Annotated in this window: 21 protein-coding genes, 1 pseudogene and 1 riboswitch; of the genes and pseudogenes, 16 read left to right on the forward strand and 6 right to left on the reverse strand. The window is 60.1% G+C overall.

The genetic code is table 11. The features are described from left to right. Positions 1–100 precede the first annotated feature (100 nt). The 5 genes from P406_RS20945 to P406_RS20965 all read right to left on the reverse strand — a co-directional run bounded on the left by P406_RS20945 (position 101) and on the right by P406_RS20965 (position 4,789). Positions 101–1,660, reverse strand: a complete 1,560-nt coding sequence (locus P406_RS20945) for a DHA2 family efflux MFS transporter permease subunit (RefSeq protein WP_226488771.1) — start codon at positions 1,658–1,660, stop codon at positions 101–103. A 42-nt stretch (positions 1,661–1,702) separates the two neighbouring features. Beyond that, the gene (locus P406_RS20950; RefSeq protein ID WP_046237260.1) at positions 1,703–2,911 is read right to left on the reverse strand and encodes an HlyD family secretion protein; all 1,209 of its coding nucleotides are present in this window, start codon (positions 2,909–2,911) and stop codon (positions 1,703–1,705) included. Positions 2,912–2,983: 72 nt separating this feature from the next. Continuing rightward, entirely contained in the window at positions 2,984–3,472 is a 489-nt protein-coding gene (locus P406_RS20955; protein ID WP_003409713.1) for a MarR family winged helix-turn-helix transcriptional regulator, read from the reverse strand. 150 nt (positions 3,473–3,622) lie between these two features. Beyond that, positions 3,623–4,234, reverse strand: a complete 612-nt coding sequence (locus P406_RS20960; protein ID WP_046237261.1) for a MiaE family protein — start codon at positions 4,232–4,234, stop codon at positions 3,623–3,625. 84 nt (positions 4,235–4,318) lie between these two features. Continuing rightward, positions 4,319–4,789, reverse strand: a complete 471-nt coding sequence (locus tag P406_RS20965) for a DUF1289 domain-containing protein (protein ID WP_002554470.1) — start codon at positions 4,787–4,789, stop codon at positions 4,319–4,321. Positions 4,790–5,191: 402 nt separating this feature from the next. On the opposite strand from P406_RS20965, the gene acnB reads away from it, so the two are divergent. The 8 genes and pseudogenes from acnB to P406_RS21005 all read left to right on the forward strand — a co-directional run bounded on the left by acnB (position 5,192) and on the right by P406_RS21005 (position 12,536). Next, complete coding sequence (gene acnB, locus P406_RS20970) at positions 5,192–7,792, forward strand: bifunctional aconitate hydratase 2/2-methylisocitrate dehydratase (RefSeq protein ID WP_046237262.1); 2,601 nt, start codon at positions 5,192–5,194, stop codon at positions 7,790–7,792. A 107-nt stretch (positions 7,793–7,899) separates the two neighbouring features. Then, a riboswitch (yybP-ykoY riboswitch) is annotated at positions 7,900–8,065 on the forward strand. A gap of 6 nt (positions 8,066–8,071) precedes the next feature. Further along, positions 8,072–8,644 (forward strand): manganese efflux pump MntP, encoded by a 573-nt coding sequence (gene mntP, locus P406_RS20975; protein ID WP_003409706.1) that lies wholly within the window; start codon positions 8,072–8,074, stop codon positions 8,642–8,644. Positions 8,645–8,947: 303 nt separating this feature from the next. Beyond that, the gene (locus P406_RS20980) at positions 8,948–10,117 is read left to right on the forward strand and encodes a polymorphic toxin type 44 domain-containing protein (protein ID WP_046237263.1); all 1,170 of its coding nucleotides are present in this window, start codon (positions 8,948–8,950) and stop codon (positions 10,115–10,117) included. Then, positions 10,092–10,520 carry a hypothetical protein gene (locus P406_RS20985; RefSeq protein WP_235810358.1) on the forward strand — a complete coding sequence of 143 codons (429 nt, stop codon included), beginning with the start codon at positions 10,092–10,094 and terminating at the stop codon, positions 10,518–10,520. The genes P406_RS20980 and P406_RS20985 overlap by 26 nt, the downstream gene beginning before the upstream one ends. Before the next feature lie 148 nt (positions 10,521–10,668). Continuing rightward, positions 10,669–11,088, forward strand: coding sequence for a hypothetical protein (locus P406_RS20990; protein WP_046237299.1), 420 nt, complete (start codon positions 10,669–10,671; stop codon positions 11,086–11,088). Between the two features lie 75 nt (positions 11,089–11,163). After that, a pseudogene (locus P406_RS20995) lies at positions 11,164–11,688 on the forward strand (polymorphic toxin type 44 domain-containing protein); the annotation flags it as partial. Further along, positions 11,669–12,079, forward strand: a complete 411-nt coding sequence (locus P406_RS21000) for a hypothetical protein (RefSeq protein WP_046237264.1) — start codon at positions 11,669–11,671, stop codon at positions 12,077–12,079. The pseudogene P406_RS20995 and the gene P406_RS21000, both read left to right, overlap by 20 nt. Before the next feature lie 34 nt (positions 12,080–12,113). Next, entirely contained in the window at positions 12,114–12,536 is a 423-nt protein-coding gene (locus P406_RS21005; RefSeq protein ID WP_046237300.1) for a hypothetical protein, read from the forward strand. 184 nt (positions 12,537–12,720) lie between these two features. On the opposite strand, the gene P406_RS21010 is transcribed toward P406_RS21005, so the two are convergent. Beyond that, positions 12,721–17,577 carry an NAD-glutamate dehydrogenase gene (locus P406_RS21010; protein ID WP_046237265.1) on the reverse strand — a complete coding sequence of 1,619 codons (4,857 nt, stop codon included), beginning with the start codon at positions 17,575–17,577 and terminating at the stop codon, positions 12,721–12,723. A gap of 367 nt (positions 17,578–17,944) precedes the next feature. Here P406_RS21010 and P406_RS21015 point away from each other — a divergent pair, with 367 nt between their 5' ends. From P406_RS21015 to P406_RS21050, 8 genes are all read left to right on the forward strand, one after another. Continuing rightward, complete coding sequence (locus tag P406_RS21015; RefSeq protein WP_003415734.1) at positions 17,945–18,304, forward strand: hypothetical protein; 360 nt, start codon at positions 17,945–17,947, stop codon at positions 18,302–18,304. Between the two features lie 48 nt (positions 18,305–18,352). Further along, the gene (locus tag P406_RS21020; RefSeq protein WP_046237266.1) at positions 18,353–19,099 is read left to right on the forward strand and encodes an amidohydrolase family protein; all 747 of its coding nucleotides are present in this window, start codon (positions 18,353–18,355) and stop codon (positions 19,097–19,099) included. Between the two features lie 210 nt (positions 19,100–19,309). Next, positions 19,310–20,269 (forward strand): AAA family ATPase, encoded by a 960-nt coding sequence (locus P406_RS21025; protein WP_046237267.1) that lies wholly within the window; start codon positions 19,310–19,312, stop codon positions 20,267–20,269. Positions 20,270–20,273: 4 nt separating this feature from the next. Next, a complete protein-coding gene (locus tag P406_RS21030; protein WP_003318876.1) occupies positions 20,274–21,218 on the forward strand; it encodes a DUF58 domain-containing protein in 945 nt (314 codons plus the stop codon). Then, the gene (locus tag P406_RS21035; protein WP_003415732.1) at positions 21,215–21,709 is read left to right on the forward strand and encodes a DUF4381 domain-containing protein; all 495 of its coding nucleotides are present in this window, start codon (positions 21,215–21,217) and stop codon (positions 21,707–21,709) included. Before P406_RS21030 ends, P406_RS21035 begins: the two co-directional genes overlap by 4 nt. Further along, positions 21,702–22,760, forward strand: a complete 1,059-nt coding sequence (locus tag P406_RS21040; RefSeq protein ID WP_046237268.1) for a vWA domain-containing protein — start codon at positions 21,702–21,704, stop codon at positions 22,758–22,760. Before P406_RS21035 ends, P406_RS21040 begins: the two co-directional genes overlap by 8 nt. Continuing rightward, positions 22,757–24,475 carry a VWA domain-containing protein gene (locus tag P406_RS21045; RefSeq protein WP_046237269.1) on the forward strand — a complete coding sequence of 573 codons (1,719 nt, stop codon included), beginning with the start codon at positions 22,757–22,759 and terminating at the stop codon, positions 24,473–24,475. Before P406_RS21040 ends, P406_RS21045 begins: the two co-directional genes overlap by 4 nt. Then, positions 24,472–26,130 (forward strand): BatD family protein, encoded by a 1,659-nt coding sequence (locus P406_RS21050; protein ID WP_046237270.1) that lies wholly within the window; start codon positions 24,472–24,474, stop codon positions 26,128–26,130. Before P406_RS21045 ends, P406_RS21050 begins: the two co-directional genes overlap by 4 nt. The last annotated feature ends 8 nt before the right edge of the window (positions 26,131–26,138 follow it).

Below are 26,138 nucleotides of genomic sequence, written 5' to 3' on the forward strand. Positions count from 1 at the left end.
GTCGTCAGTGCCATCGTGATAGAAAAGCACATCTAAAGCAGTTGAAGCAGTTGAAGCAGTCACGAACTGCATGCCATCCCATTGGCACGAGAAACCCATCTCAATGCCCGCCCCCTGCCGCAGGCCCGGCCTTGGCGGCGAATGGGGGTTTGGCCAGCCAGACGAGCAGGATGAGTCCTGCGAATATCCAGCCCAGCAGGTAGAAGTAATCCACGGTGGACATCATGTAGGCCTGGGCGTTGAGGGTCTGCTCCAGTTGCGCATAGGCCTGCGGACTGGCACCGCCCAGGCTGTCGAGGGCGTGACGGGTGGCGGGGTCGAAGGTGCTGATGTTTTCGCTCAGGTAGGCGTGATGCTGGTTGGCGCGGCGGATCCAGATCCAGGTGGTGAGCGAGGCTGCGAAGCTGCCGCCCAGGGTGCGCAGGAACGTTGCCAGCCCGGAGCCATCGGCGATCTGATTGGGCGGCAGGTCGGACAGCAGAATACTCAGGGTGGGCATGAAGAACAGCGCCACGCCGATGCCCATGAACAGTTGCACCATCGCCACGTGTTCGAAATCCACGTCGGTGTTGAAGCCTGCACGCATGAAGCAGCTCAGCCCCATCGCCAGGAACGCCAGCCCGGCCAGTAGACGCAAGTCGAACTTGTGCGCGTACTTGCCGACAAAGGGCGACATCAGTACCGGCAGGATGCCAATCGGCGCGACGGCCAGCCCCGCCCAGGTCGCGGTGTAGCCCATCTGGGTCTGCAACCACTGCGGCAAGATCAGGTTGATGCCGAAGAAGCCGGAATAGCCGCCGATCATGACCAGCGTGCCAATGCGGAAATTGCGGTAGGCAAACAGGCGCAGGTTGACGATCGGGTGCTTGTCGGTCATTTCCCAGATGACGAAGAAGACCAGCGCGACCAGCGAAATCAGCGAGCCAAAGATGATGAAGTTCGACTCGAACCAGTCCAGATCATTACCCTTGTCGAGCACTATCTGCAGCGCGCCCACACCGACGATCAGCGCCAGCAGGCCAATGTAGTCCAGCGGCTGACGGGCTGTGCTGACCGGCCTTTTGGCCATCTGGCTACGCACCACCAGCACAGCGAACAGGCCGATGGGGATGTTGATGAAGAAGATCCACGGCCAGCTATAGCTGTCGGTGATCCAGCCACCGAGGATCGGCCCGGCAATGGGTGCAACTACCGTCACCATCGCCAGCAATGCCAGGGCCATACCCCTTTTGGCGGGCGGGTACACCGCAATCAGCAGGGTCTGGCTCATCGGATACAGCGGACCGGCGACCATCCCCTGCAGCGCGCGGAAGCCCACCAGTTCCGGCATGGACTGGGAAATACCGCACAGAAACGAAGCGATCACGAACAGAATGGTGGCCCACAGGAACAGCTTGACCTCACCGAAGCGACGACTGAGCCAGCCGGTCAGCGGCAAGGCAATCGCGTTGCTGACCGCAAACGAGGTGATCACCCAGGTGCTCTGCTCCGAGCTGACCCCCAGGTTGCCGGCGATGGTCGGCAGCGCCACGTTGGCAATCGTGGTATCGAGCACCTGCATGAAGGTCGCCAGCGACAGACCGATGGTGCACAGCAACAGGCTTGGCGGGGTAAAAGAAGCGGGGGCGTTGTTGCTCATCGCGAATCCCTGAAGACGAATGCGACACCCCGACCGGCAGGCCGGGGCTCACGGATTGGCGGTTCAGCGCTGAACGGCAGTCTTGCCACCGGGCGCACTGTTCTCGTGAATCAGGCGGGCGATCAGCGCGTCGGCGTCAGCCAGTTGCTCGGTGTACACCTGAGTGCTGAAAGCGGCCTGCTTGCGCGGCTGTTGCGCCAGGACCGGGCCGCTCTGGTCGTGCAGGTTGACCTCAACCGTGGTCGACAGGCCGATGCGCAACGGGTACTTCGCCAGCTCTTCAGGGTTGATGTGCACCCGCACTGGCACACGCTGGACAATCTTGATCCAGTTGCCGGTCGCGTTCTGCGCAGGCAGCAACGCAAAGGCACTGCCGGTGCCGGCCCCCAGGCTGTCGATGGTGCCGCTGTACTTCACATCGCTGCCATACAGGTCGGAGCTGATCTCCACCGGCTGACCGATGCGCATCTTGCCCAGCTGGGTTTCCTTGAAGTTGGCATCGATCCACAACTGATCCAGCGGGATGACCGCCATGGTTGCGGTGCCCGGCTGAATGCGTTGCCCCAGCTGCACGGTGCGCTTGGCGACGTAACCGGTGACCGGTGCCACCAGCGTCGAACGAGCGTTGGCCAGGTACGCCTGACGCAACTGCGCAGCCGCGGCCTTGACGTCCGGGTGCGAGGACACCACGGTGTCATCGACCAGCGCCACACTGGTGCTCAACTGCTGCTGAATGTTGTTCAGGGCGCTCTGCGCGCTGGTCAGGCTGTCTCTGGCGTGCGACAGCTCTTCCTGGGAAATCGCCCCGCCGGCTGCAAGGCTGCGACGACGGTTGTAGTTGTCCTGAGCGGTCTGCATGGCAGCACGCTGTGCGGCCAGTTGCGCTTTCATGCCATCGACATTGCTGTACAGGCCGCGCACCTGGCGCACAACCTTGCCCAGATTGGCCTCGGCGCTTTGCAGCGAGACTTCGGCATCGCTCGGGTCGAACTTCAGCAGAACCTGCCCTGCGTGCACCAGATCACCATCGTCCGCACCAATACTGATGACGGTTCCGGTGACCAGCGGGGTGATTTCAACCACGTTGCCATTGACGTAGGCATCGTCGGTCTCTTCGCTCCATTGACCGTAGATCTCGTACCAGGCCCAGATGCCCAGCGCGAGGATCACCACGACAATGGCAAGCCCGATCAGCATGAACTTGCGCTTGCCGGACTTCGGCGGCTGTTCAGGAGCTTGGGCAGATGTGTTTTCAGCGGCAGCAGTGGCCATGGCAGTTACCTTTTATCAGCGAAGCGACGGAACGACGGCGATCAGGCTAACGCCTGCCAGCACGTCGGCCGCTCAGCTTTTAGCTTTGGGGTTGAAGCTCAAACGAGTCAGGGTGATGTGGTCATCAGCCGCCACCAGCACCTTGGTGAGAATTCTTTTCAGGCTCTCGACCTCGTCACTGTCGAGCGCTGCGAACGTGTCGTTCATCGCGTCCGCGCCAATCTGCGGCAGCAGATCGGAGAGCGCCTGCCCCTGCTCGGTCAGTGCCAGACGCACCTGACGACGATCGGTCGCGGAGCGCTGGCGCACCACCAGCCCTTTCTGTTCCAGGCGATCGAGCATGCGGGTCATCGAACCACTGTCCAGTGACAGGTGCCGACACAATTCCACGGGGGTATCGGTAGAAAACTGGGCAATGATGATCAGCACCTTGAACTGCGCGAACGTCACGTCATAGGGCAGCAGGTACTTGTCGAGCATGCGGTCTTTGAGCGCATTGGTACGACCGACCAGCAGACCGATGAGGCTGGATTCGAAATTGTCGGGGCTGAAATGTTTCACGGATTGACCCAGATAGCTGCCTAGGCAGTGATTGCAAAATATTACTGCCTAGGCAGCCGTTGTCAAAGCATTTATTAGCGTGCTTACTAAATCCCCATAAAAAAACGACCGCTGGCAAGACGGTCGTTTTTGGAGGGAACGCGAGAGGAATCAGGCGGCGACAGGTACACCACTGTGAAAGCGGAACTCTTCTTCAGGGCTTTCGATCAGCTCACGCTCGGCCAGACGGATCTCCTCGATCTTGGCATCGACATCAGCCTTGTCGCCATAGCTGTAAGCCAGCTTGAGGTAGTCCTGAAAGTGCCGCGCTTCGGACTTCAGCAAACCGCCATAGAATTTGGCCAGCTCTTCGTCCAGATGCGGCACCAGCGCGGCAAAGCGCTCGCAGGAACGAGCTTCTACTATGGCACCGACGATCAGCGCATCGGTCAGCCGGTAAGGGTTGTGATTGCGCACCAGCTTGCGCAGCGCTCCGGCATAACGGGCCGAGCTGATGTTGGCCATGGGGATCTGGCGCTTTCTGATGATGCTGATGACTTGCTCGAAATGGCGCAGCTCTTCCCGGGCCAGACGCGACATCTTGCTCAACAGGTCGAACTTGTCGTTGTACTGAAACATGAACTGGAACGCAGCCCCGGCGGCCTTCTTCTCGTTGTTCGCATGGTCGATCAACAGGATGTCCAGATTGCGCAGCGCGGCCTGGACCCAGCTGTCGGGGGTGCGGCAAAGCAAAAAGGCTTCGATTTCAGGGATCGGGTACATAGGCTCACAGAATGACGGAGAGGCACGGCCGCGCATTATACGAGGAGCCACGATGCCTCGCGACACAAAAGCATGCCGGGTTTGTCAGGCGCCGAATGCGTCGCGCAGAAAGCCTGGCGCGATATAGCGCTGATAGTGCGCCTCGGACAGCAGGAAAAACTCGCGATCGATCGCATCACGCAGTTCCGGCAGCGTCCAATCGCGAAACTCCGGCAACAGCACGAAGCCGTAGGCCTCGACCTGACTGATGACCCGCGCGCCACGGGCGATCAACTGGTAAGCCCAGCAATATTCGGACTGGTGCGGCACAAAGCGGATCTTGCGCTGGGTGAGCTGCGCACGCAGCTTGTCGGCATCGAAGACTTCGAGCTTGGCAGTCATCACCTGGACCAGCAGTTGCTCCAGACGCAGCCAGACCGCTCTTTTTTCATCTTCGTTGTAGCCGTTCCAGTGGATGACCTCGTGGTGGAAGCGCTTGCAGCCACGGCACACCAGATCCCCGTAAACAGTGGAGCAAAGGCCGACGCAGGGGGTTTTGATAATGTAATCGGGCATGTCAGGCAGGACTGGGGAAGGCGAAACAAGGGCTCATGTTAGCCCTTTGTCTAAGCAAGTTCACCCCCGAAGATGTAGGGGCTAACTTACCTTTGGCAAAGTTTTGGCGTAGAATCAGCGAGCCTTTTAAGGCGCCAATGTCCGTTGGAAGCTGTTTTCAAAGCGTCACGAGCACAGTCAAGTTAATCCCGCAGTGCGGCGTCGACAGGCCATTCCCTCATCACGAATGGCCGTGTCGACCGCCACTCCCCCCGCCCTGCAGGCGTAAAACTTTGAAAGCAGCTTCTGTTAGGAATCACCGACACCCTGCCAACAAGGCTCAATAAGCCTTGCGTGGGTACGGGCGATTTCTGGATGAGCGTCCCGGACACCCATTTGGGACCACTGATGAGGGTTAATACTGTGCTTGAAGCCTACCGTAAACATATCGAAGAGCGTGCCGCCCAGGGCATCGTGCCCCAGCCGCTTAACGCCGAACAAACTGCAGGCCTGGTCGAGCTGCTGAAGAATCCCCCGGCTGGCGAAGAAGCTTTCCTTGTCGATCTGATCACCAATCGCGTTCCGCCAGGCGTTGACGAAGCTGCCTACGTCAAGGCCGGTTTCCTGTCTGCCCTGGCCAAGGGCGAAGCCACTTCCCCCCTGATCGACAAAAAACGCGCCACCGAACTGCTCGGCACCATGCAAGGTGGCTACAACATCGTCACCCTGGTTGAGCTGCTCGACGACGCCACCCTCGCGCCGGTCGCTGCCGAACAACTCAAGCACACCCTGCTGATGTTCGACGCCTTCCACGACGTGGCCGAAAAAGCCAAGAACGGTAATGCCCACGCCAAGGCTGTCCTGCAGTCCTGGGCCGACGGCGAGTGGTTCAAGAAGCGTCCGACGCTGGCCGACAAGATCAGCCTGCGCGTCTTCAAGGTCACCGGCGAAACCAACACCGACGACCTGTCCCCTGCCCCTGATGCCTGGTCGCGTCCAGACATCCCGCTGCACGCACTGGCCATGCTGAAAATGGCCCGTGAAGGCATCGTTCCTGACGTTCAGGGCGCCATCGGCCCGATGAAGCAGATCGAAGAAATGCGCGGTCAGGGCTTCCCGATTGCCTACGTCGGTGACGTGGTCGGTACCGGTTCCTCGCGTAAATCGGCAACCAACTCGGTACTCTGGTTCTTCGGCGACGACGTCCCTTACGTCCCGAACAAGCGTGCCGGAGGTTTCTGCTTCGGCAGCAAAATTGCTCCGATCTTCTACAACACCATGGAAGATGCTGGCGCTCTGCCAATCGAATTCGATGTCTCGAACATCAACATGGGTGACGTGATCGACGTCTATCCCTACGCTGGCAAGGTCTGCAAGCACGACAGCGACGAAGTCATCACCACCTTCGAAATGAAGACCCCGGTGCTGCTCGACGAAGTCCGCGCTGGCGGCCGTATTCCGCTGATCATCGGCCGTGGCCTGACCAGCAAGGCGCGCGCCGAACTGGGCCTGCCGGAGTTCGACCTGTTCAAGACCCCTGACCAGCCAGCCGAAAGCACCAAGGGTTACACCCTGGCGCAGAAGATGGTCGGCAAGGCGTGCGGCGTAGCGGGCGTTCGTCCGGGCACCTACTGCGAACCGAAGATGACCACCGTCGGCTCCCAGGACACCACTGGCCCGATGACCCGCGACGAACTGAAAGACCTGGCATGCCTGGGCTTCTCGACCGATCTGGTCATGCAGTCGTTCTGCCACACCGCGGCCTATCCGAAGCCGATCGACGTCAAGACGCACCACACGCTGCCTGACTTCATCATGACCCGCGGCGGCGTTTCCCTGCGTCCGGGCGACGGCATCATCCACAGCTGGCTGAACCGCATGCTGCTGCCGGACACCGTCGGTACCGGTGGCGACTCGCACACCCGCTTCCCGATCGGTATCTCCTTCCCGGCCGGTTCCGGCCTGGTGGCGTTCGCTGCGGCAACGGGCGTCATGCCGCTGGACATGCCTGAATCGATCCTGGTTCGCTTCAAGGGCAAGATGCAACCTGGCATTACCCTGCGCGACCTGGTTCACGCCATTCCTTACTACGCGATTCAGGCTGGCCTGCTGACCGTAGAGAAGAAAGGCAAGAAGAACGCATTCTCCGGTCGCATCCTGGAGATCGAAGGCCTCGACAACCTGAGCATCGAACAGGCTTTCGAGCTGTCCGACGCCTCTGCCGAACGTTCGGCTGCCGGTTGCACCATCAAGCTGGCCAAAGAGCCAATCATCGAATACCTGAATTCGAACATCACCCTGCTGCGCTGGATGATCGAACAGGGGTACGGTGATCCTCGCACCCTGGAGCGTCGTGCTCAGGCGATGGAAGCCTGGGTTGCCAACCCGGAGCTGCTGGAAGCCGACAAGGACGCCGAGTACGCCGAAATCATCGAAATCGATCTGGCCGACGTCAAGGAGCCTGTGCTCTGCGCGCCGAACGATCCGGACGATGCCCGCCTGCTGTCTTCGGTACAGGGCGAGAAGATCGACGAAGTGTTCATCGGTTCCTGCATGACCAACATCGGCCACTTCCGCGCTGCGGGCAAGTTGCTGGATCAGGTCAAGGGCCAGCTGCCGACGCGTCTGTGGCTGTCGCCGCCGACCAAGATGGATGCTCACCAGTTGACCGAAGAAGGCTACTACGGCATCTACGGCAAGGCTGGCGCACGCATGGAAATGCCGGGCTGCTCGCTGTGCATGGGTAACCAGGCACGCGTGGAACCGAACGCGACCGTGGTGTCGACGTCGACCCGTAACTTCCCGAACCGTCTGGGTGACGGCGCGAACGTCTACCTGGCCTCGGCCGAACTGGCGTCCGTTGCCTCGATTCTGGGTCGTCTGCCGACGGTCGAAGAGTACATGGGCTACGCCAACCAGATCGACACTATGGCAGCGGACGTGTACCGCTACCTGAGCTTCGATCAGATCGCCGAGTTCCGTGAAGCCGCTGCGAACGCCAACATCCCGGCTGTTCAAGTGTAAGCACGAAAGCAGGCATCAGAAGAACCCCATCCTCGTGATGGGGTTTTTTTTGCCCTCACTCGGCCCCGTACATATATTTTTCACATTCACATGGCTATAGTGGCGGCCCTTGTTGGGGAGTAGCCTGCTCTTGACTCCGGTCACAGAGCGTTCGTATCAACATTCTCGGCAGCATGCCGTGGTGCGAACACCTTCTGGTTGGCGAGACCAACGATGCATCCATGCCTAAAGTCGGGCGTGTGGTTGCGTCGTTGACTCATAGCCCGACTGGATATAACCGTGAATCCGATTTCCCTCCTCTTTCTCGCGCTTGCCATGTCCACGGACGCCTTTGCTGCGGCCCTCGGTAAAGGAGCAAGCCTGCATAAACCGCGCTTTCTCGAAGCGTTGCGCACGGGCCTCATATTCGGCGCCATCGAAACCATCACGCCGGTCATCGGCTGGGGCATCGGCCAGGTGGCTGCGCGCTTCGCCGAGAGCTGGGACCACTGGATCGCCTTCACCCTGTTGCTGGTGCTCGGCCTGCACATGATCTACAACGGCATCAAGCACGACGATGACGAAGAGCAGGAAAAGCCGGGGCAGCATTCTTTCTGGATTCTCGCCGTTACCGCATTCGCCACCAGTATCGATGCACTGGCAGTCGGCGTAGGCCTGGCGTTTGTCGACGTCAATATCGTGGTTGCCGCCCTGGCCATCGGCCTGGCGACCACGGTCATGGTCACCATCGGCGTGATGCTGGGCCGGGTGCTGGGCACCATGGTCGGCAAACGCGCTGAAATCATTGGCGGTATCGTGTTGATCGTGGTGGGTGCGACGATTCTTTACGAGCACCTGTCTGCTGCGGCCTGATTGACGGCCCGAGACCTATAAACGCAGAATCGAGTAGGGGGCGGGTTCACACCCGCCGTCCTCTCACACCACCTTCCCCCCCACGGCCAGCCAGACTCTTTCAGGCACTAAGATTTGTTACCACTACGACGATGTCACCCACCACAGCCAGAAATATAGATGAGATCCCGATCAGATTCTCAGGGCACTACGCGAAAATTAAGACTTCTCCTACAGACCGCCTTTCACGTTTCCAATAGCCTCCCATGCGTCAACTAAACGCTGATTATTGTCTACGGATCAAAGACACAAGGACGGCCTGCAATGATTTCTTCAGCCCGATTGGGCGACAAGCACGCCTGCCCATTGCCGGGTCACGGTACAACGCCAATCACTTCTGCATCCGGTGACGTCAACATCAATGGCCTGGGCGCGGCACGCGTGGGTGATACCTGTGGGTGCGGGGCGGTCATCATTTCGGGTTTCCCCTCTATTCAAGTGAATGGCCGTCCTATGGCCCACCTGGGAAGCCCAACCAGTCACGGCGGGACAATCATCACGGGCTCCAATAATGTTGGTGGCGGCTTCGTCATGGGTGATGCTGGACGCGCGACCATTATTAACTTCATGGCGCTGGGGGCCTTCCGGCCAGACGGTTCCGTGGACGACGAGAAGATGGCGACCTTGTTGGCTGACCCGAAGCTCACGGAGAAAGCCTTGGCGGCGAACGCTTTGGTTGAGCCTGGGGCTGCCGGTAAAGAGTCAGAGGCGAAGCCTGAGCCAAAAGCGGAAACCGTTGTTTGCAAAGATCCCGACAGGATGGAAGAGCTGGCGACCTACATTGCTGGCGAGATGAACACCAACATCAACAGCCCAGAAGTTCGGCAGATGAGAGACCTCAATAGCTTCGATGCGGCTGCAAAGATGAAGGAGTATGAGGCGCTTCCATTTTATTTGCGCCTTGGCCCCGGCCCGGATTTCTACAGCATGGCGGCCGGTATGCAAGCAAAGGCTTTTGCCATCTGGGCAGAACGTGTTGGTCAGAATCGCCCGTGGGATCACAAGCCGATACTCGCCGCGAAATACGACGGCGTCGTCTACCACAAACAGGGCGATTACGATTACTTCTATGATATCTGGTCGAACATTCACTATGGATACGTCGGGCGAGCTGGGGGGCTTTCCGAAAGCATCCTTTTGGATGGCGCAGGTGCTGAGCAGATCGTTTCAGACACACTCAGGAAAGTAGGCGAGGTCCTACAGAAACCGAAAGAGGAAAGAAAACTTCCGGGGCCTAATCGTTCGGCCGACATTGATGGACTCCGTGCATGGGACGACGCCCCAGACCGGATTTCGATTAGCATTGGGATCAAGCTGTTCAGCCAAAATCCCACCGGCGGAATTACGGCACAAATGGTAATGAAGGAAGTTCTTGCAGTAGCACCTGAAGCATGGGGGAAAGGCATCCGTGAACACAAATGCAAGCAAAACTAAAACCGGGTATGGCCGTTGGCTGCTTGTTGGCCTATTGGTCGGCCCTATCGCCTTTTGGTACTTAGCTTCTCCAGTCGTGGCAGTAAATTTTTCTCATGAAGGAAAGGACGAGTTTCGATACATCTGGAATACTCAGCATCAAATCTATAAGGGTGACATGCCCGCAGGTGGAGGCTCAGCGGTTGAGTGGGGCCAAATCTTCCCTGATAAAGATTTCTTCATGAGGTTCGATTGGTGGACCGATAAGGGATCTCAGAGGTGTTTCTACGTGAAGCCGAAATGGGGGCGGATGATAGACATTTACCTTGATGATAAAGGTCGAATCGACACTGCTGTGACTGACCATGATGTTATCGCTCGTTTAAAACAATGTGCCGGGGAACCTGATCCTTTTCGGTCGTAAGGTTGCCTACCAGCGTTACCAAAGGACACCCATCACAACCACCAAGTAGAACGCAGACGACATCCTGAAGGAAGCATCACGGCCAAGATGATCATAGACGAAGTGCTTGCAGTACCGCTCCAGGCATGGGGTAAAGGGGTCCAACTACATGTCTGTCAATAAACCCAAGATCCGATATGGCCGCTGGATGCTTCTTCTACTCATCATCCTTCCTGTGGCTTTTTGGTATTTTGCCTCCCCGGTCGTAGCGGTCAATTTTTCTGCGAATAGCAAGGAGGAGTTTCGATACGTTTGGAATACTCAAGACAGAATCCACAGGGGTGATATCAGGCACGGCGGTTCAGCCGTTGAGTTCAGCTACATATTCCCTGACAAGGACTTTTTCATGATGTTCGATTGGTGGACCGACAAAGGTTTTCAGAGGTGCATCGACATTACGCCTGAATGGGGAAGTACGATAGACATCTATCTTGATGATATCGGCAGGATCGACACAGCCAAAACAGCGCCTGACGTCATTGCTCGTCTGAAACAGTGTGTGGGGCGACCAGACCCCTTCCGACCTTAACCGGCACTCCAGAACCGTAAGTGTCAAACGTTATGGTCTCCGAGGCGTGCCCATAGCCCCGAATTCACTGAAGTTGGCGCGACGAGCCCTCAAGCTATTGGCGCAGCAAATGGCGCTGCTGCAATGGCGATTTGGACTGAGCGTGTCGGGCAGTATAAGGATTGGGACCACAAGCCGAAAACTCATAAGAAGTGCGGTGGGTATTACCACAACCAAGGAGAGTACGAGTATTTTTATGATATTTGATCTAACATTCACTACGATTATGTTGGCCGCGCAGGGGGGAAGCTTTCAGAAAGCGTGCTTGCCGACGGTGTGGGGTTAGAGCAGATAGTCTCAGACTCTGTCGGGGCGATCTGTGACATAACAAAACCACAGGAAAGCATAAAACACCGAGGCCCTCAACGCACCGAGAACTTAGAGGGACTCCGCGCATGGGATGACGTCCCGGATCGGATTTCTATTGGCATTGGCGTTAAACTCTTCTATGAGAGTCCAAACGGAGGCGTCACGGCAAGAATGATCATGGACAAAGTACTCGCGGTCACACCGTCAGAATGGGGAGATGGCGCCAGTGTCCATGTCTGTGAAAAATATTAAGGCCCGGTATCTTATTGGGGCACTCATAATTCTTCCAGCGCTGTTCTGGTGCGTGGCGACCCCTGTCGTTCGTGTCCATTATTCTAAAGAAGCTACAGACGAGCTTCGTGTGATCTGGAACACCCAGCACAACACTCATAAAGAAGGAATGCTTCCGGGTCAAGGCACATACGATATCGGGCATATCTTCCCCAATGAGAAGTTTTTTATGAACTTTGATTGGTGGAATGAAAAGAGTCTGCGGAGGTGTATAGCAATTACGCCAAAATGGGGCAGCGTGATAGACATCTACCTCGATGGCAGAGGCCGCATCGAAACTGCTAAAACTGGCCCTGACGTTATTGCTCGCTTGAAGAGATGTGAGGGTGACGCCGATCCTTTCCGGCCTTAAGGTGCCCAACCAGCCGCTCAAGAATGGGGAGCACATGTTATTGAGCACAAATGCAAAGAAAATTAAGGCCCGTTACTTGTTCCTTTTCCTATTGATAGCTCCGCTGGTGGCTTGGTACTTTGCTGCTCCAGGCGTAATTGTCCACTACCCTAAAGAAGCCACGGACGAACTGCGCTTAATTTGGAACACTCACGACCAGATTACAAGGCAGCGAATGCTACCGGGGGAAGCGACATCGGAGTTTGGTCATGTATTTCCTGATGAGAACTTCTTCATGGTGTTCTTTTGGTGGACCGACAGAGGTTTACGAAAATGCATGGACATCACACCTAAGCGCTGGGCAACGATAGACATCTACCTTGATAGGGCTGGTAGGGTCGATATCGAAAAAACATCTCCTAAGGTTATTGCCCGGTTAAAGCAATGCGTGGGTGAATCTGACCCCTTTCGGCCCTAAAGCGCCCTGCCAGCAATACAAAAAAGACAATCAGCACGGCCATCATGCAGACCGAGACGACCTCCTTACGGAACACCATATCCAAGCTGGTTGCGCTTAGGCGCAACGCGCCATGCTTGGCGCACCACAAAAAAACCGCATCTCTCGATGCGGTTTTTTTATGGGTCAACCTGTTACAAGCGGATCAGACCGTGATGCCCTGCCCGCTCATGGCCAGGTCCAGCAGTTCGCGGTTGGCAACGGCGTACATCGCGTAATCCGTGCCGCTTGCCGCACGCAGCTCGACCAGCATGGCACGCCAGCGCTCGACCATCAGTGTGTGCTGCTCCAGCCACAGGGCCAGACGCGCGTCGATTTCCGAAGGACCGTCGGCCATCTGCAGAACCGACACGGTGATTGCCCGCTGTTGCCAGTCGACATCGTCACGGAACGCTTCACGCGCCAGCGCCTGCCAGTTGTTTTCCACCGGCAGACTGCTGATCTGCTGCAAGTACCAGGTAATGTCCAGCGCGCTGCCGACGGCGAAGTACGCCTTGGCAACGTCGGCAGCGTTCTGCCCGGTCACATCGGAGGCTTCGATGATCGGCAACAACGTATACAGATGCGTCGTACCGGCGACCATGCGCGCCAGCAGTTCCGGCACACCGGCTTCGACATAGGCCTGATAACGCGTTTGCCAGATCTCGCGGGTCGGACCTTCCAGCAGCTCGTCAAGCTTGAGGCCCAGTGCAGCGAGGTGCGGACCAAAGTGTGCCACGTCACGACCGGCGTCCAGCTCATTGCGACGGCTACGCAGGAACCAGCGTGTGGCACGACGCCCCAGACGCATCAGCTCGTCCATCAGCGCCAGCTGGATTTCGGCCGAAACCTTGTAGTCCAGTGCCTCGATCTGACGGAACCAGTGCGGCAGATGGAAGATGTCACGCACGATCACGTAGGCACCGGCCACCGCAGCAGCGCTCATGCCGGTCGACTCTTTGAGCCGCTGCACGAAGGTGATGCCCATGTGGTTGACCAGATCGTTGGCGATCTGCGTGCTGACGATCTCGCGCTTCAGACGGTGGCCGCGCATGGCCGTGGAAAACTTGGCGCCCAGCGAAGGCGGGAACGCGGTTTCCATATCACGCGCCAGATAGTCATCATCCGGCACACGGGATTCCAGCAACGCTTCCTTGAGGTCGATCTTGCTGTACGAGATCAACACCGACAGCTCGGCACGACTCAAGCCCTGCTTGGCCGCAATCCGCTCGGCAATCTGCTCTTCAGCCGGCAGGAACTCGATGGCACGATCAAGCTTGCCACGCGCCTCCAGGTCACTCATCAGGCGCTTGTATTCGGCAATCCGCTCGTAAGCACGACGGGCTGCCAGCGACAACGCCTGGGTCTGCTTGTAGTTGTTGCCCAGTACCAGGTGGCCGACTTCGTCGGTCATGCTTTCGAGCAGCTGATTGCGCTGCTTCTCGGTCATGTCACCGGCCTGCACTACTTCGTTGAGCAGGATCTTGATGTTCACTTCGTGGTCGGAGCAGTCCACACCGCCCGCGTTGTCGATGAAGTCGGTGTTGGTCGCGCCGCCATTGAGACCGAACTCGACACGGCCCAGCTGGGTCATGCCCAGGTTGCCGCCCTCACCCACTACCTTGCAGCGCAGCTCGTTGCCGTCGACGCGCAGCGCATCGTTGGCCTTGTCGCCGACATCGGCGTGCGACTCTTCGCTGGACTTCACGTACGTACCGATACCGCCGTTCCACAACAGATCGACCGGCGCCTTGAGCAAAGCGTTCAGCAGTTCGGTCGGGGTCAGCTTGTCAGCCTTGATGTCGAAGCGCGCCTTCATCTGTTCGGTGATGGCGATACTTTTCAGGCTGCGCGGGAAGATCCCGCCACCAGCGGACATGATGCTGGTGTCGTAGTCGGTCCAGGACGAGCGCGGCAGATTGAACAGGCGCTGACGCTCCGCAAAGCTGGTGGCCGGGTCCGGATTCGGATCGATGAAGATGTGCAGGTGGTTGAACGCTGCGACCAGTTGCAGCTTGTCAGACATCAGCAGGCCGTTGCCGAACACGTCACCGGCCATGTCGCCGATACCGATCACGCTGATGCTGTCCTGCTGCACATTGATGTCGCGTTCGCGGAAGTGACGCTGCACGCCCACCCATGCGCCCTTTGCGGTGATGCCCATCTTCTTGTGGTCGTAACCGGCAGAACCACCGGAAGCGAAGGCGTCACCCAGCCAGAAGCCGTAGTCGATGGCAATGCCGTTGGCGATGTCGGAGAACGTCGCCGTGCCCTTGTCGGCGGCCACCACCAGATACGGGTCATCATCGTCATGACGCACGACGTTGACCGGCGGCACCAGTGCGCCTTCCTTGAGGTTGTCGGTGATGTCGAGCAGCCCGGAGATGAAGATGCGGTAGCAGGCGATGGCCTCGGCCTGCACTTCGTCGCGGTTGCCGGTGGTTGGCAGGCGACGCGGCACAAAGCCGCCCTTGGCACCTACCGGCACAATGACCGAGTTCTTCACCTGCTGGGCTTTTACCAGGCCCAGCACTTCAGTACGGAAGTCTTCCTCGCGATCCGACCAGCGCAGGCCGCCACGCGCCACATTGCCGAAGCGCAGATGCACGCCTTCGACACGCGGCGAATAAACGAAGATTTCAAACTTGGGCACCGGCTTGGGCAGTTCGGGAATCAGGCGCGGGTTGAACTTGAAGCTGAAATAGCTCTTGCTCTGCCCGTTGGCATCGGCCTGATAGAAGTTGGTCCGCAGCGTGGCTTTGATCAGGTCCAGATAACGACGCAGGATGCGGTCTTCGTTGAGCACCTGCACGTCGTCCAGCGCAGTCAGAATGGCCTGTTCCAGACGCAGTTGCTTGTCGTCGAGATCGTCGGAACCCAGCTTGCGCGCCAGATAGAACCGGGTCTTGAACAAACGCGTCAGCTCGCGGGCGATGTCGGTGTGGTTGTTCAGCGTGGTGGCGATGTAACCCAGGTCAAAGCCCAGACGAATCTGCTTCAGATAGCGCGCATAGGCACGCAGCAGCGCCACATCGCGCCACGGCAGGCCGGCGGTGAGCACCAGACGGTTGAACGCATCGTTTTCGGCATCGCCGCGCACGATGTGCACGAACGCATCCTGCAGAGTGTCATTGAGCTGCTGGATATCGAGGTTCAGACCTTCGCCGTAAGTAAAGGCGAAATCATGAATCCAGAACTCGCGACCGTTGGCATGATGCAGGCGGTACGGGAACTCGCCCAGCACGCGCAGGCCAAGGTTTTCCAGAATCGGCAACACATCGGACAAGGCCAGCGGCGTATCGGCGTGATACAGCTTGCAATGCAATTGCTGGCGGCCACCGGCCAGTGGCTGGTAGAAGCTCATCACCAGCGGATTGGCTTCGCTGAGGCTCAGTACGTGCTGCATGTCGACGACTGCCGAATGCGCCGCAAAGCGCTCGCGGTAGCCGGCCGGGAAGCCTTTCGGGAAGTCGGCCAGCACGTTGGTGCCGTGGGCTTCACCGAAGCTTTCGACCACCAGACTGGCGTAGTCGTCCTTCCACGAACGGCACGCCTGAATGACTTCGTTTTCCAGCTGGGCGACGTCGATCTCCAGGTTGATCTTCGGGTCCACGCGCAGAATCAGTTGCACCCGCGCCAGCACCGATTCAGAGAAGAACGTCCAGAACTCGCAATCGCTGGCCTTGAGGCGGTCCATCAGGACCTGCTGAATCTTCTGGCGCACTTCGGTGGAATACACGTCGCGCGGCACATAGGCCAGGCAGTAGCAGAAACGCCCGTACGGGTCCTTGCGCAGGAACACGCGAATCTTGTTGCGCTCCTGAATCTGCACGATCGACATGACCGTGGTGAACAACTCGTCCACTGGCGTCTGGAACAGGTCGTCACGCGGCAGCACTTCGACCACCTGCGCCAGTTCCTTGCCCAGGTGCGCCTTGGCGTCGAAACCGGAACGACGCTCGACCTCGGCGACCTTGCGACGGATGTACGGAATCTGCCGCACGCTCTCGCCATACACCGACGAGGTGTACAGGCCCATGAAACGACATTCCTTGATGACCTTGCCCGACGCGTCGATCTGCCGGATCGAAACGTAATCCGGGTACGCCGGACGGTGTACGCGGCTTGGATGCGCCGCCTTGGCAAACGACAGCAGCACCGGTTCCTGCAGGTATTTCACCGCGTAGTCTTCGATGTGCAGTTCTTCGCGGGTCAGACCAGGGCGCAGCAGTCGGGTCAGCCCGAGGAAGGACGACTCGTCGTAGACCAACTGGCCGCCTTCGGCGTTGTTGCGCACTTCGAACTCTTCGTAACCGAGGAAGGTGAAGTGGTTGTCCACCAGCCATTGCAGGAAGACCTTGATCTCGGCCTTTTCCTCGACATCGGTGTTGGACTCATTGGCATCGATACTGGCCAGCAGCTCGTGCAGACGCGCTTTCATCGGCCCGAAATCTTCAACGGCGGCGCGTACTTCGCCAAGCACCTGCTCCAGCTCGCGCGCCAGCACGTTCAACTCGCTGACGTTGGCGCAGCGGTCGATCTCCAGGTACATCAGCGATTCCTGCAGCACGTCGTCGCCAGTGGTGCCCTTGGGCAGCAGCTCAAGCAATTCGCCAGCAGCCCCGCGACGCACGCTCAGCACGGTGGTCTGCAGGGTGTGGATGCTGTAGCCGCGGCGGTTCAGCTCGGTACGTACGGAGTCGACCAGAAACGGCAGGTCATGATGCAGCACTTCAACGGCAGTGTGAGTCGATTGCCAGCCGTGGCGCTCGTAATCGGGGTTGTAGACCCGGACCTGCGGGTGAGCATGTTCGAAATGCTCCAGCAGGCGCCATGCGGACAAGGTGCAGCCTGCCAGGTCGGAAAGCCGCCGCTGGGTGAGTTCGTCGAGGGAAATGATGCCGAAGAATTGCTCGGCGAACAGCGCCACTTGTGGCAGTGCCTGTTCGCTGATGTGCTGAGCCAGTGCCGCTTGCAGTTGATGCTGGAAGTCGGCCTTGCTGGCTGCGGTGAAGAACGCCATCTGTGGTACTCCGCTTTGGCTTTTATTGGGGAGGCTTGAAGAAGGTGTTGAAACCGGGGTGCCCTTGCAGTCAATCGCGTGGGCATCACCTGATCGAGTGTAAAGCTAAAGTAGTAACGCGCGCCGTGTCAGGGTAGTCACATTTGTATATCGGAGTGAAAAAACGCTACGCGCACCCGACACCGTACACCACTTGTCCGTCATGCAGCTTAACGAGAGCTGAGCGCACACTGCTTACGAGGCTGCGACATATTCGGTCATCAGGTCGCGATACACTGCGCACGATGGTGCCAATATCGACCGACATTATTTGCCCGGGACTGGCAAAATTCACTCATGCCTTACCTGGACAGACCCGGAGCCACCCATGCAAATCAAGACCGCCAGCCTCATCGCCAACCCGTGCGACGACGAATACGACGACATGGCACTGCTCTGCTGCCACGCAGAAAACGGCATGCTGTTTTCCCTGACCCGTTTCCCGGACGAGAACGAAGTGGAAATCACCGTCAGCGACGACAAGTCACTGAACGTGTCCAGCCTGAAGGTCACCTTCAGTGCCGAGCGCCTATTGGTGGAAATCGACGCGCAGGACGCCAGGCAGCTCGATGGCCACCATCAGTACGAAATCCTCCACGCCACCGATGCAGGCGAGTTGCAGGACGTTCACCAGACGTTACAGATCATTCTCAAAAACGTCGGTGAGTACACCAGCACAATCAGCTGATGATCAAAAAAGCACCAGAGTGAACACTTCGCCGAACAGGAGTCCGTCATGAACCGCATTTTCGACGCCCACTGCCACATCATCGACCCGCATTTCCCGCTGATCGCCAATAACGGCTATCTGCCGGAGCCGTTCGGTGTCGCTGACTACCTTGCGACGGTCCAGCCGCTGGGCGTTCAGGGCGGTGCGGTGGTGTCCGGTTCCTTTCAGGGCTTTGATCAGGGCTATCTGCTTCAGGCGCTGCGGCTGTTGGGACCGGGCTTCGTCGGTGTCACGCAATTGCCCGCCAGCGTCACCGATGCAGAGCTGGACACCCTGAATGCGGCAGGCGTGCGCGCCTTGCGCTTTAACCTCAAGCGCGGAGGCTCGGAGCAGCTCGACCAGCTGGAGGCACTGGCCGTGCGTGTCCATGAACGCGCAGGCTGGCACTCCGAGCTGTACATCGACTCGCGGGAACTGGCGCCCATCGAAACACGCCTGCGCAAACTTCCGGCCATCAGCATCGATCACCTGGGGCTGAGTACCGAAGGGCTGCCCGTGGTCCTGCGTCTTGCCGAGCGCGGTGTACGGATCAAGGCCTGTGGTTTCGGGCGAGTGGACTTTCCGGTGCGCGAGGCCCTGAGGGATATCCACGCCGCCAACCCGAATGCCCTGATGTTCGGCACCGACCTGCCTTCGACCCGCGCCCCCCGCCCGTTCCGGCCCGACGATATCGAACTGTTGATCGACGCACTGGGCGAAAGCGGCGCTCGTCAGGCGCTGTGGGATAACGCGGCGAGCTTCTATCGACTCTGACGCCGTGGCCTCCGGGAGCCAGAGCCAGCCTTCCTACATGGACACCCAAGGATCATGTAGGACAATACCCGCATAAATGACAGGCACTTCTCTAAATGCAATAAAAAACGCGGGAGTCGTTAGTCGATAGCTGCCTGGATGGATTAAAGTATCGCCCCCAGCTCAGCAGTCGTCAGACACAGCTGTTCACCCTGCCAGGAACCGTCACCGATGGAACATCGTGAAGCGCTGATTGCGCTGCGAACTTTTCTTTCAACGCAGATCCTTGGCCAGGAAAAGCTGATCGAACGCCTGCTCATCGCCCTGCTTGCCGACGGCCACATGCTGGTCGAAGGCGCTCCCGGCCTGGCCAAGACCAAGGCCATCAAGGAGCTGGCAGAAGGCATCGAAGCCCAGTTCCACCGCATTCAATTCACCCCCGACCTGCTGCCTGCCGACATCACCGGTACGGAGATCTATCGCCCGGAAACCGGCAGCTTCGTGTTCCAGCAAGGGCCGATCTTCCACAACCTGATGCTGGCCGACGAAATCAACCGTGCGCCGGCCAAGGTCCAGTCGGCCCTGCTCGAAGCCATGGCCGAACGGCAGGTCAGTGTCGGGCGCAGCACCTACGACCTGTCGCCGCTGTTTCTGGTCATGGCGACCCAGAACCCTATCGAGCAGGAAGGCACCTACCCGCTGCCCGAAGCCCAGCTCGACCGTTTTCTGATGCACGTCAAGATCGGCTTCCCGGATGCCGCCGTCGAACGCAAGATCCTTCAACAGGCGCGTGGCGAAGCCCTGAATGGCGAAACCAAGCCGGAGCGCCGCGTCAGCCAGCAGGCGATCTTTGCCGCACGCAAGGAAATCCTTGGCCTGTACATGGCCGATGCGGTCGAGGAATACCTGGTGCAACTGGTCATGGCCACCCGTACCCCGGCCAAGTTCGACCCGGAGCTGGCCGAATGGATTGCCTACGGTGCCAGCCCGCGGGGCTCCATCTCGCTGGACCGCTGCGCCCGTGCGCACGCTTGGCTGGCCGGACGCGACTTCGTCAGCCCCGAAGACATTCAGGCGGTGCTGTTCGACGTGTTGCGCCACCGGGTCATCCTGTCGTTCGAGGCCGAAGCTGCCGGTATCGATCAGGATCGCGTGATTCAGCGCATCCTCGACGTCGTGGCCGTCGCCTGACCCCATGCAACCCTACCTGATCCCCCAGCCGGGCATCCGCGTCAGCCTCAGCGAGCTGATCGAGATGCGTCATCGGGTGCGGGAAGTGCAGCTGTTTTCCACCCCGAGCCAACGCAGCCCGCTGATCGGCCTGCACCATTCCAAGCTGCGCGGTCGTGGTGTGGATTTCGATCAGGTGCGGGTCTATCAGGCCGGTGACGACGTGCGCAGCATCGACTGGCGCGTGACGGCACGCACGCAGGAGCCACACACCAAGCTGTTCCATGAGGAACGCGAGCGGCCCATCTTCATTCTGGTGGAACAGAGCCGACGGCTTTTCTTCGGTTCCGGCCTGATGTTCAAGTCGGTACTCGCGGCTCAGGCGGCCGCGCTGATCGGCTGGGCGGCGCTGGAACACAACGACCGGGTCGGCGGGTTGGTGTTCGGCGATAACGAACACTACGAGATCAAGCCGCGACGCAGCAAACAAAGCCTGCTGCAGTTGCTCAACCGACTGGTGCGGGTCAATCAGTCGCTGCATACCGAGATTCCGCCAGACCGCGATGCGTTCGGCACTGCGCTGCGTCGCGCACGGGAAGTGCTGCGCCCCGGCAGTCTGGTCATCGTCCTGTGCGACGAGCGCGCCCTGTCCGATGCCGCCGAACAACAACTGAGCCTGCTGTCACGCCACAGCGATCTGCTGTTGCTGCCGCTGTCCGACCCGCTGGACCGCGCCCTGCCCGCTGCCGGTTTGCTGCGCTTTGCCGAACGCGGCGCGCAACTGGAGATCGACACCCTCAACCCCGAGCTGCGCCGCGCCTATCGGCAACAGGGCGAGGAGCGCACGGCGCGTTGGGAGTTGCTGGCGCAGAAGCTGCGGGTATTGCTCATGCCGTTGAGCACCCAGGCGGAGCTCGTCGAACAACTGCGCGAATACCTCAATGCGCGACGTCCGGTGAAGCGCAAATGAATCCCCTCGATCAGCTGGAGCCGCTGATTGCGCCCGAAGCCGTAGGCTTCTGGCCGCTTGCGCCGGGCTGGTGGCTGCTGCTGTTGCTAATCCCCGTTGCAGGCTGGGGCCTGTGGCGCTTGCGCAAACTGCTGCCGGTCAAGGCCCGCAAAGTGCGCAGCGAACAGCCGCTGGACCCGGTTCGCCTCGCCGCGCTGGCGGAACTGGCCAGCCTGCCGAAACCCTACGACGGCGCGCCGGCAGGTGCCTGGCTGCAGCAGATCAACGGCCTGCTCAAACGCCTGTGCCGTAATCATTACCCGCACAGCCAGAGCCACACCCTCAACGGCCGCAAATGGCTGGCGTTCCTCGACAACCGCTGCCCGGCTGCCGGTCTGACGCGCTGGATGATCCTGGTCGAAGGCGCGTACAAGCCCGAGTGCAAACTGGACGACAAGGCCATCACCGGCCTGACTCAGGCGGTCGATACCTGGATCCGCAAACATGTTTGAGTTCGCCTGGCCGTGGGTCTTCGCCCTGCTGCCATTGCCATGGCTGATGCGCGCCCTGCTGCCCATGGCCGACAGCGGCGAGCCGGCGCTCAAGGTCAGCTTTCTCAGTGAACTCGAAGGCCTGAGCGGTCGCCGCGCCAAAGCCAACTTGCCGGTCTGGAGACAGCGTGCGCCGTTTCTGTTGATCTGGCTGTTGCTGCTGATCGCCACAGCGCGACCGCAATGGCTGGGCGAGCCACTGCCGGTGGCTGCCAGTGGCCGCGACCTGCTGGTGGCGGTCGACGTGTCCGGTTCGATGGACTACCCGGACATGCAATGGAAAAGCGATGAAGTCAGCCGGCTGGTGCTGGTGCAACAACTGCTCGGTGACTTTCTCGAAGGCCGCAAGGGTGACAGAGTCGGCCTGATCCTGTTCGGCACCCAGGCGTTTGTCCAGGCGCCACTGACCTATGACCGCCGCACCGTGCGGGTCTGGCTCGACGAGGCGAGGATAGGCATTGCCGGCAAGAACACCGCACTGGGCGATGCGATCGGCCTGGCCCTGAAACGTCTGCGTATGCGTCCGGCCACCAGTCGTGCGCTGGTGCTGGTCACCGATGGCGCCAACAACGCCGGACAGATCGATCCGATTACCGCCGCACGGCTGGCTGCCGAAGAAGGCGTGAAAATCTACCCCATCGGCATCGGCTCGGACCCGGACAAGGACGCGCTGCAAAGCGTGCTGGGCCTCAACCCCAGCCTTGATCTGGACGAACCGACGCTCAAGGAAATCGCCAGCCTAAGCGGTGGCCAGTATTTCCGCGCGCGCGATGGCGACCAGCTGGAAAAAATCCGCGCCACCCTCGATGCCCTGGAGCCGGTTGCACAGCAGCCCACCCAGGCGCGCCCGGCGCAAGCACTTTATCAATGGCCACTGGCGACAGCGCTGCTATTGAGTGTGCTGCTGGTGCTGCGTGAGTTGTGGCCGAACAACGCACTGCAACGCCTACTGGCGGTGCTGCGTTCCATCAACTGGCGTGAGCGCTGCAAAAGCCTGTGGAGGTCGCGATGATCAGCGGGCTCTGGCCGCACTGGTTTCGCCCGGAATGGCTGCTGATCACGCCCTTGCTGGCGCTGCTGATCTGGCGACTCTGGCACCGGCAGAAACGCGCCGGACGCTGGCAAATGCTGCTGCCCACTCACTTTCACGAGGTGTTGCTCAACGGTGGGCGCGGCAGCAACAGCAAACTGCCATGGGTCGCGCTGGGGCTCGCCTGGTTACTGGCCCTTTTCGCCTTGCTGGGCCCCAGTTGGCAGCGCGTCGAACAGATCAGCCAGAAACCGGTCGATCCGTTGGTGGTAATTCTCGAACTCACTCCGCAGATGCTCGCCACCGACACGCCCCCTACCCGTCTGGAACAGGCCAGACGCAAGCTGCTGGACCTGTTGCAAAAACGCAGCGATGCGCAGACCGCCATCGTTGTCTATGCAGGCAGCGCACACACGCTGGTGCCGCTGTCCGATGATCTGGTCACCAGCCACAACCTGCTGGAAGCCATCAGACCGTCGATCATGCCGGTGACCGGCCAGCGCGCCGATCTGGCCGTGCAGAAAGCGCTGCACCTGCTCAAACAGGGCGCATTGGGTCAGGGGCGGATACTGTTGATCACCTCGTCGCTGAGCGAACAGGAACGTCAGGGCATCCGCGCCGCATTGCGCGGAAAATCGCCGCCGCTATTGATTCTCGGGGTCGGCACAGCCGAAGGCGCGCCGGTCACGCAGGAAAACGGCAGCCTGCTCAAGGACGATCAGGGTGCGATTCTGGTGCCGCGTCTGGACAGCGCCAGCCTCAACGACTTCGCCGATCAGGTCGGTGGCAGCTATCGTCAGGCACGCGGCGATGAAGAAGACTTGCGCAGCCTCGGTCTGCTGGCCAGCCCCCGACACATGACCCGCGACGGCCAGGTCGTGCAACTCGACACCTGGGCTGACCAGGGCCACTGGTTGCTGCTGCCGCTGTTGCTGATCGCGGCACTGACCGGCCGGCGCGGCTGGCTGTTCTGCCTGCCGCTGATGTTCATGTTCCCGCAGAACAGCCAGGCGTTCGAGTTTCAGGACCTGTGGCTGCGTCCCGATCAACAGGGCCAGCGACTGCTGGAACAGCATCGTCCAGCCGAGGCAGCGCAGCGCTTCGAAGACTCGCGCTGGAAAGGCGTGGCGTTGTACCAGGCGCAAGACTACGCCAGCGCCGCCCGGCAGTTCGCCGAAGGCAACAGCGCCGCCGACCACTACAATCGTGGCAATGCGCTGGCCCGCAGCGGCGAGCTGGCAGCGGCACTGGATGCCTACGAGCAGGCCCTGGACCGACAGCCCGACTTCCCTGCGGCGCAAACCAATCGGGCGCTGGTGCAAAGCCTGCTGGATCAGGCCAATGAGCAGAAGCCACCCCAGGATGAACAGAACAAGGCCGATCAGGGCGAAGAAGGTCAGCAGGCGTCGCAAGACCCCAATAGCAGCGCATCGCCCGCCGAGCAGAACCCGTCCCGATCGGATCAACCCGGCACCAGCGAAAGCCTGCCGCCGGACAACAGCGGCCAGGCCACCTCGGGCGAGTCGACCGACGACGAACAGACCACCCGCCCTGCGCTACAGTCCGCCGACAGCCCCATGACCGGCGAGCGGCGTCAGGAACTGGAGCAATGGCTGAGGCAGATTCCGGATGACCCGGGCGAACTGTTGCGGCGCAAATTTCGCTACGAACAGCAACATCAGGAAAAGACCCGATGAGTCGCGTGTACACCTTATTGATCGGCCTGTTGCTGAGCCTGATCACCTTGTCACTGCAGGCTGCGCAACTGACCGCCAGCGTTGACCGCACGCGCCTGAACGCCGGGGAAACCGTCGAGCTGACGCTGGAAACCGACGATGTGACGCAGTTCGGCAAGCCCGACATGAGCGCGCTGGAAAGCAGTTTCGAGGTGCGCGACACGCGTCAGCTCAACAGCCTGAAAACTCTGGATGGCAGCAGCCAGGCCACGACGCGCTGGATCGTGACCCTGTTGCCCCGCGAGACCGGAAGCGTGTTGATTCCGTCGCTGCAACTGGGCGAGCTGAAAAGCCAGCCGCTGACCCTGCAGGTCCTGCAGAGCGAGCCCCAGGAGCCGGGCAACCATCTGGCATCGATCTTCATCGAAGCGAGCCTGGATCAGGACAGCGTGTATGTTCAGGCCCAGGCCGTGCTGACTCTGCGCGTTTACCATTCGGTGTCACTGTTCGACGACAGTAGCCTGAGCCCGCTGCAAGTGCCGGACGCGCGGGTCGAAAAACTGGGTGATTCGCGCACCTACGAAAAGCTGATCAACGGCGTGCGCCATGGGGTGATCGAGACACGCTACGCGATCTACCCGCAGCAGAGCGGCGTGCTGAAGATACCGGCGCAAGTGTTCAGTGCCACGCTGGTGCAGACGCCTGCCGAGGGTTCGCAAGCCCAGGACGCCAATCCGTTCGGCCCGCAGCCGGGCCGAGCGGTACGGGTCAAATCTGCCGAAGTGTCGTTGACCGTCAAGCCCAAGCCTGCCGACTACCCGGCCGATGTCGCCTGGTTGCCGGCACGCAGTATCAATCTGGAAGAAAACTGGAGCCCGGAGCCCGGCACTACGCAGGTCGGCGATTCGCTGACCCGCACCCTGACGCTCAAGGCCGAAGGGCTGGCCGGCGCGCAGCTGCCACCCTTGCCGCCCACAGAAGTACCCGGCCTGCGGCGTTACCCGGATCAGCCACAACTGCGCAACCTGCCCAGCGAACGCGGCCTGATCGGCACGCGCGAAGAACGCGAAGCCCTGGTGCCCACCCGCGCCGGCGCAATCGACCTGCCTGCGGTTGAAGTGACCTGGTGGAATACCCGCGAAGATCATCTGGAGCACAGCAGCCTGCCCGCGCGCACCCTGCAGATCAGCGTCAACCCGGGTCTGGCGGTGGACACGCCGGTGAACAACGACACAAACGGCGTGACCGTAATCGGCCCGCCAGTCTGGCCGTGGCAGATGAGCACATTGCTGCTGGTCTGCACCACCCTGCTCGGTTTCGGCCTGTGGTGGCGCGCCCGTGGACAGCCGGCAATCGCCCGGGCCGTGCAGACCGGGCCCAGCCCGCGTACCGTACTCGATGACCTCAAACGCGCCTGCCTGGCCAACGACCCGCAGGGCACCCGTCAGGCGCTCGACGCCTGGGCACGTCAGCAGCCGGAAACCCTGGCTGAAATGGCCGCGCGCTTCGTGCCGCTGTCCGATGCTCTGGACGGTCTCAACGGTGCGCTGTACAGCGAAACCGGCAAGCTGTGGCTGGGCGAGGACCTCTGGCGCGCGGTGCGCAAACTGCCCGCCGCCGAACATATTCAGGACCCGGCAGGTGATGCCGGGTTGCCGCCGCTGTATCCCAAATAAGGATGCAG

The organism is Pseudomonas syringae pv. coryli str. NCPPB 4273 (assembly GCF_000972175.1).
GTDB lineage: Bacteria > Pseudomonadota > Gammaproteobacteria > Pseudomonadales > Pseudomonadaceae > Aquipseudomonas > Aquipseudomonas syringae.

Bases quoted from the DNA above. Each gene is read 5' to 3' on its own strand.
- P406_RS20950 (WP_046237260.1), bottom strand. From the start codon at position 2,911: ATGGCCACTGCTGCCGCTGAAAACACATCTGCCCAAGCTCCTGAACAG.
- P406_RS20960 (WP_046237261.1), bottom strand. From the start codon at position 4,234: ATGTACCCGATCCCTGAAATCGAAGCCTTTTTGCTTTGCCGCACCCCC.
- P406_RS20965 (WP_002554470.1), bottom strand. From the start codon at position 4,789: ATGCCCGATTACATTATCAAAACCCCCTGCGTCGGCCTTTGCTCCACT.
- P406_RS20980 (WP_046237263.1), top strand. From the start codon at position 8,948: ATGATTTCTTCAGCCCGATTGGGCGACAAGCACGCCTGCCCATTGCCG.
- P406_RS20990 (WP_046237299.1), top strand. From the start codon at position 10,669: ATGTCTGTCAATAAACCCAAGATCCGATATGGCCGCTGGATGCTTCTT.
- P406_RS21000 (WP_046237264.1), top strand. From the start codon at position 11,669: ATGTCTGTGAAAAATATTAAGGCCCGGTATCTTATTGGGGCACTCATA.
- P406_RS21005 (WP_046237300.1), top strand. From the start codon at position 12,114: ATGTTATTGAGCACAAATGCAAAGAAAATTAAGGCCCGTTACTTGTTC.
- P406_RS21010 (WP_046237265.1), bottom strand. From the start codon at position 17,577: ATGGCGTTCTTCACCGCAGCCAGCAAGGCCGACTTCCAGCATCAACTG.
- P406_RS21015 (WP_003415734.1), top strand. From the start codon at position 17,945: ATGCAAATCAAGACCGCCAGCCTCATCGCCAACCCGTGCGACGACGAA.
- P406_RS21020 (WP_046237266.1), top strand. From the start codon at position 18,353: ATGAACCGCATTTTCGACGCCCACTGCCACATCATCGACCCGCATTTC.
- P406_RS21025 (WP_046237267.1), top strand. From the start codon at position 19,310: ATGGAACATCGTGAAGCGCTGATTGCGCTGCGAACTTTTCTTTCAACG.
- P406_RS21030 (WP_003318876.1), top strand. From the start codon at position 20,274: ATGCAACCCTACCTGATCCCCCAGCCGGGCATCCGCGTCAGCCTCAGC.
- P406_RS21035 (WP_003415732.1), top strand. From the start codon at position 21,215: ATGAATCCCCTCGATCAGCTGGAGCCGCTGATTGCGCCCGAAGCCGTA.
- P406_RS21040 (WP_046237268.1), top strand. From the start codon at position 21,702: ATGTTTGAGTTCGCCTGGCCGTGGGTCTTCGCCCTGCTGCCATTGCCA.
- P406_RS21045 (WP_046237269.1), top strand. From the start codon at position 22,757: ATGATCAGCGGGCTCTGGCCGCACTGGTTTCGCCCGGAATGGCTGCTG.
- P406_RS21050 (WP_046237270.1), top strand. From the start codon at position 24,472: ATGAGTCGCGTGTACACCTTATTGATCGGCCTGTTGCTGAGCCTGATC.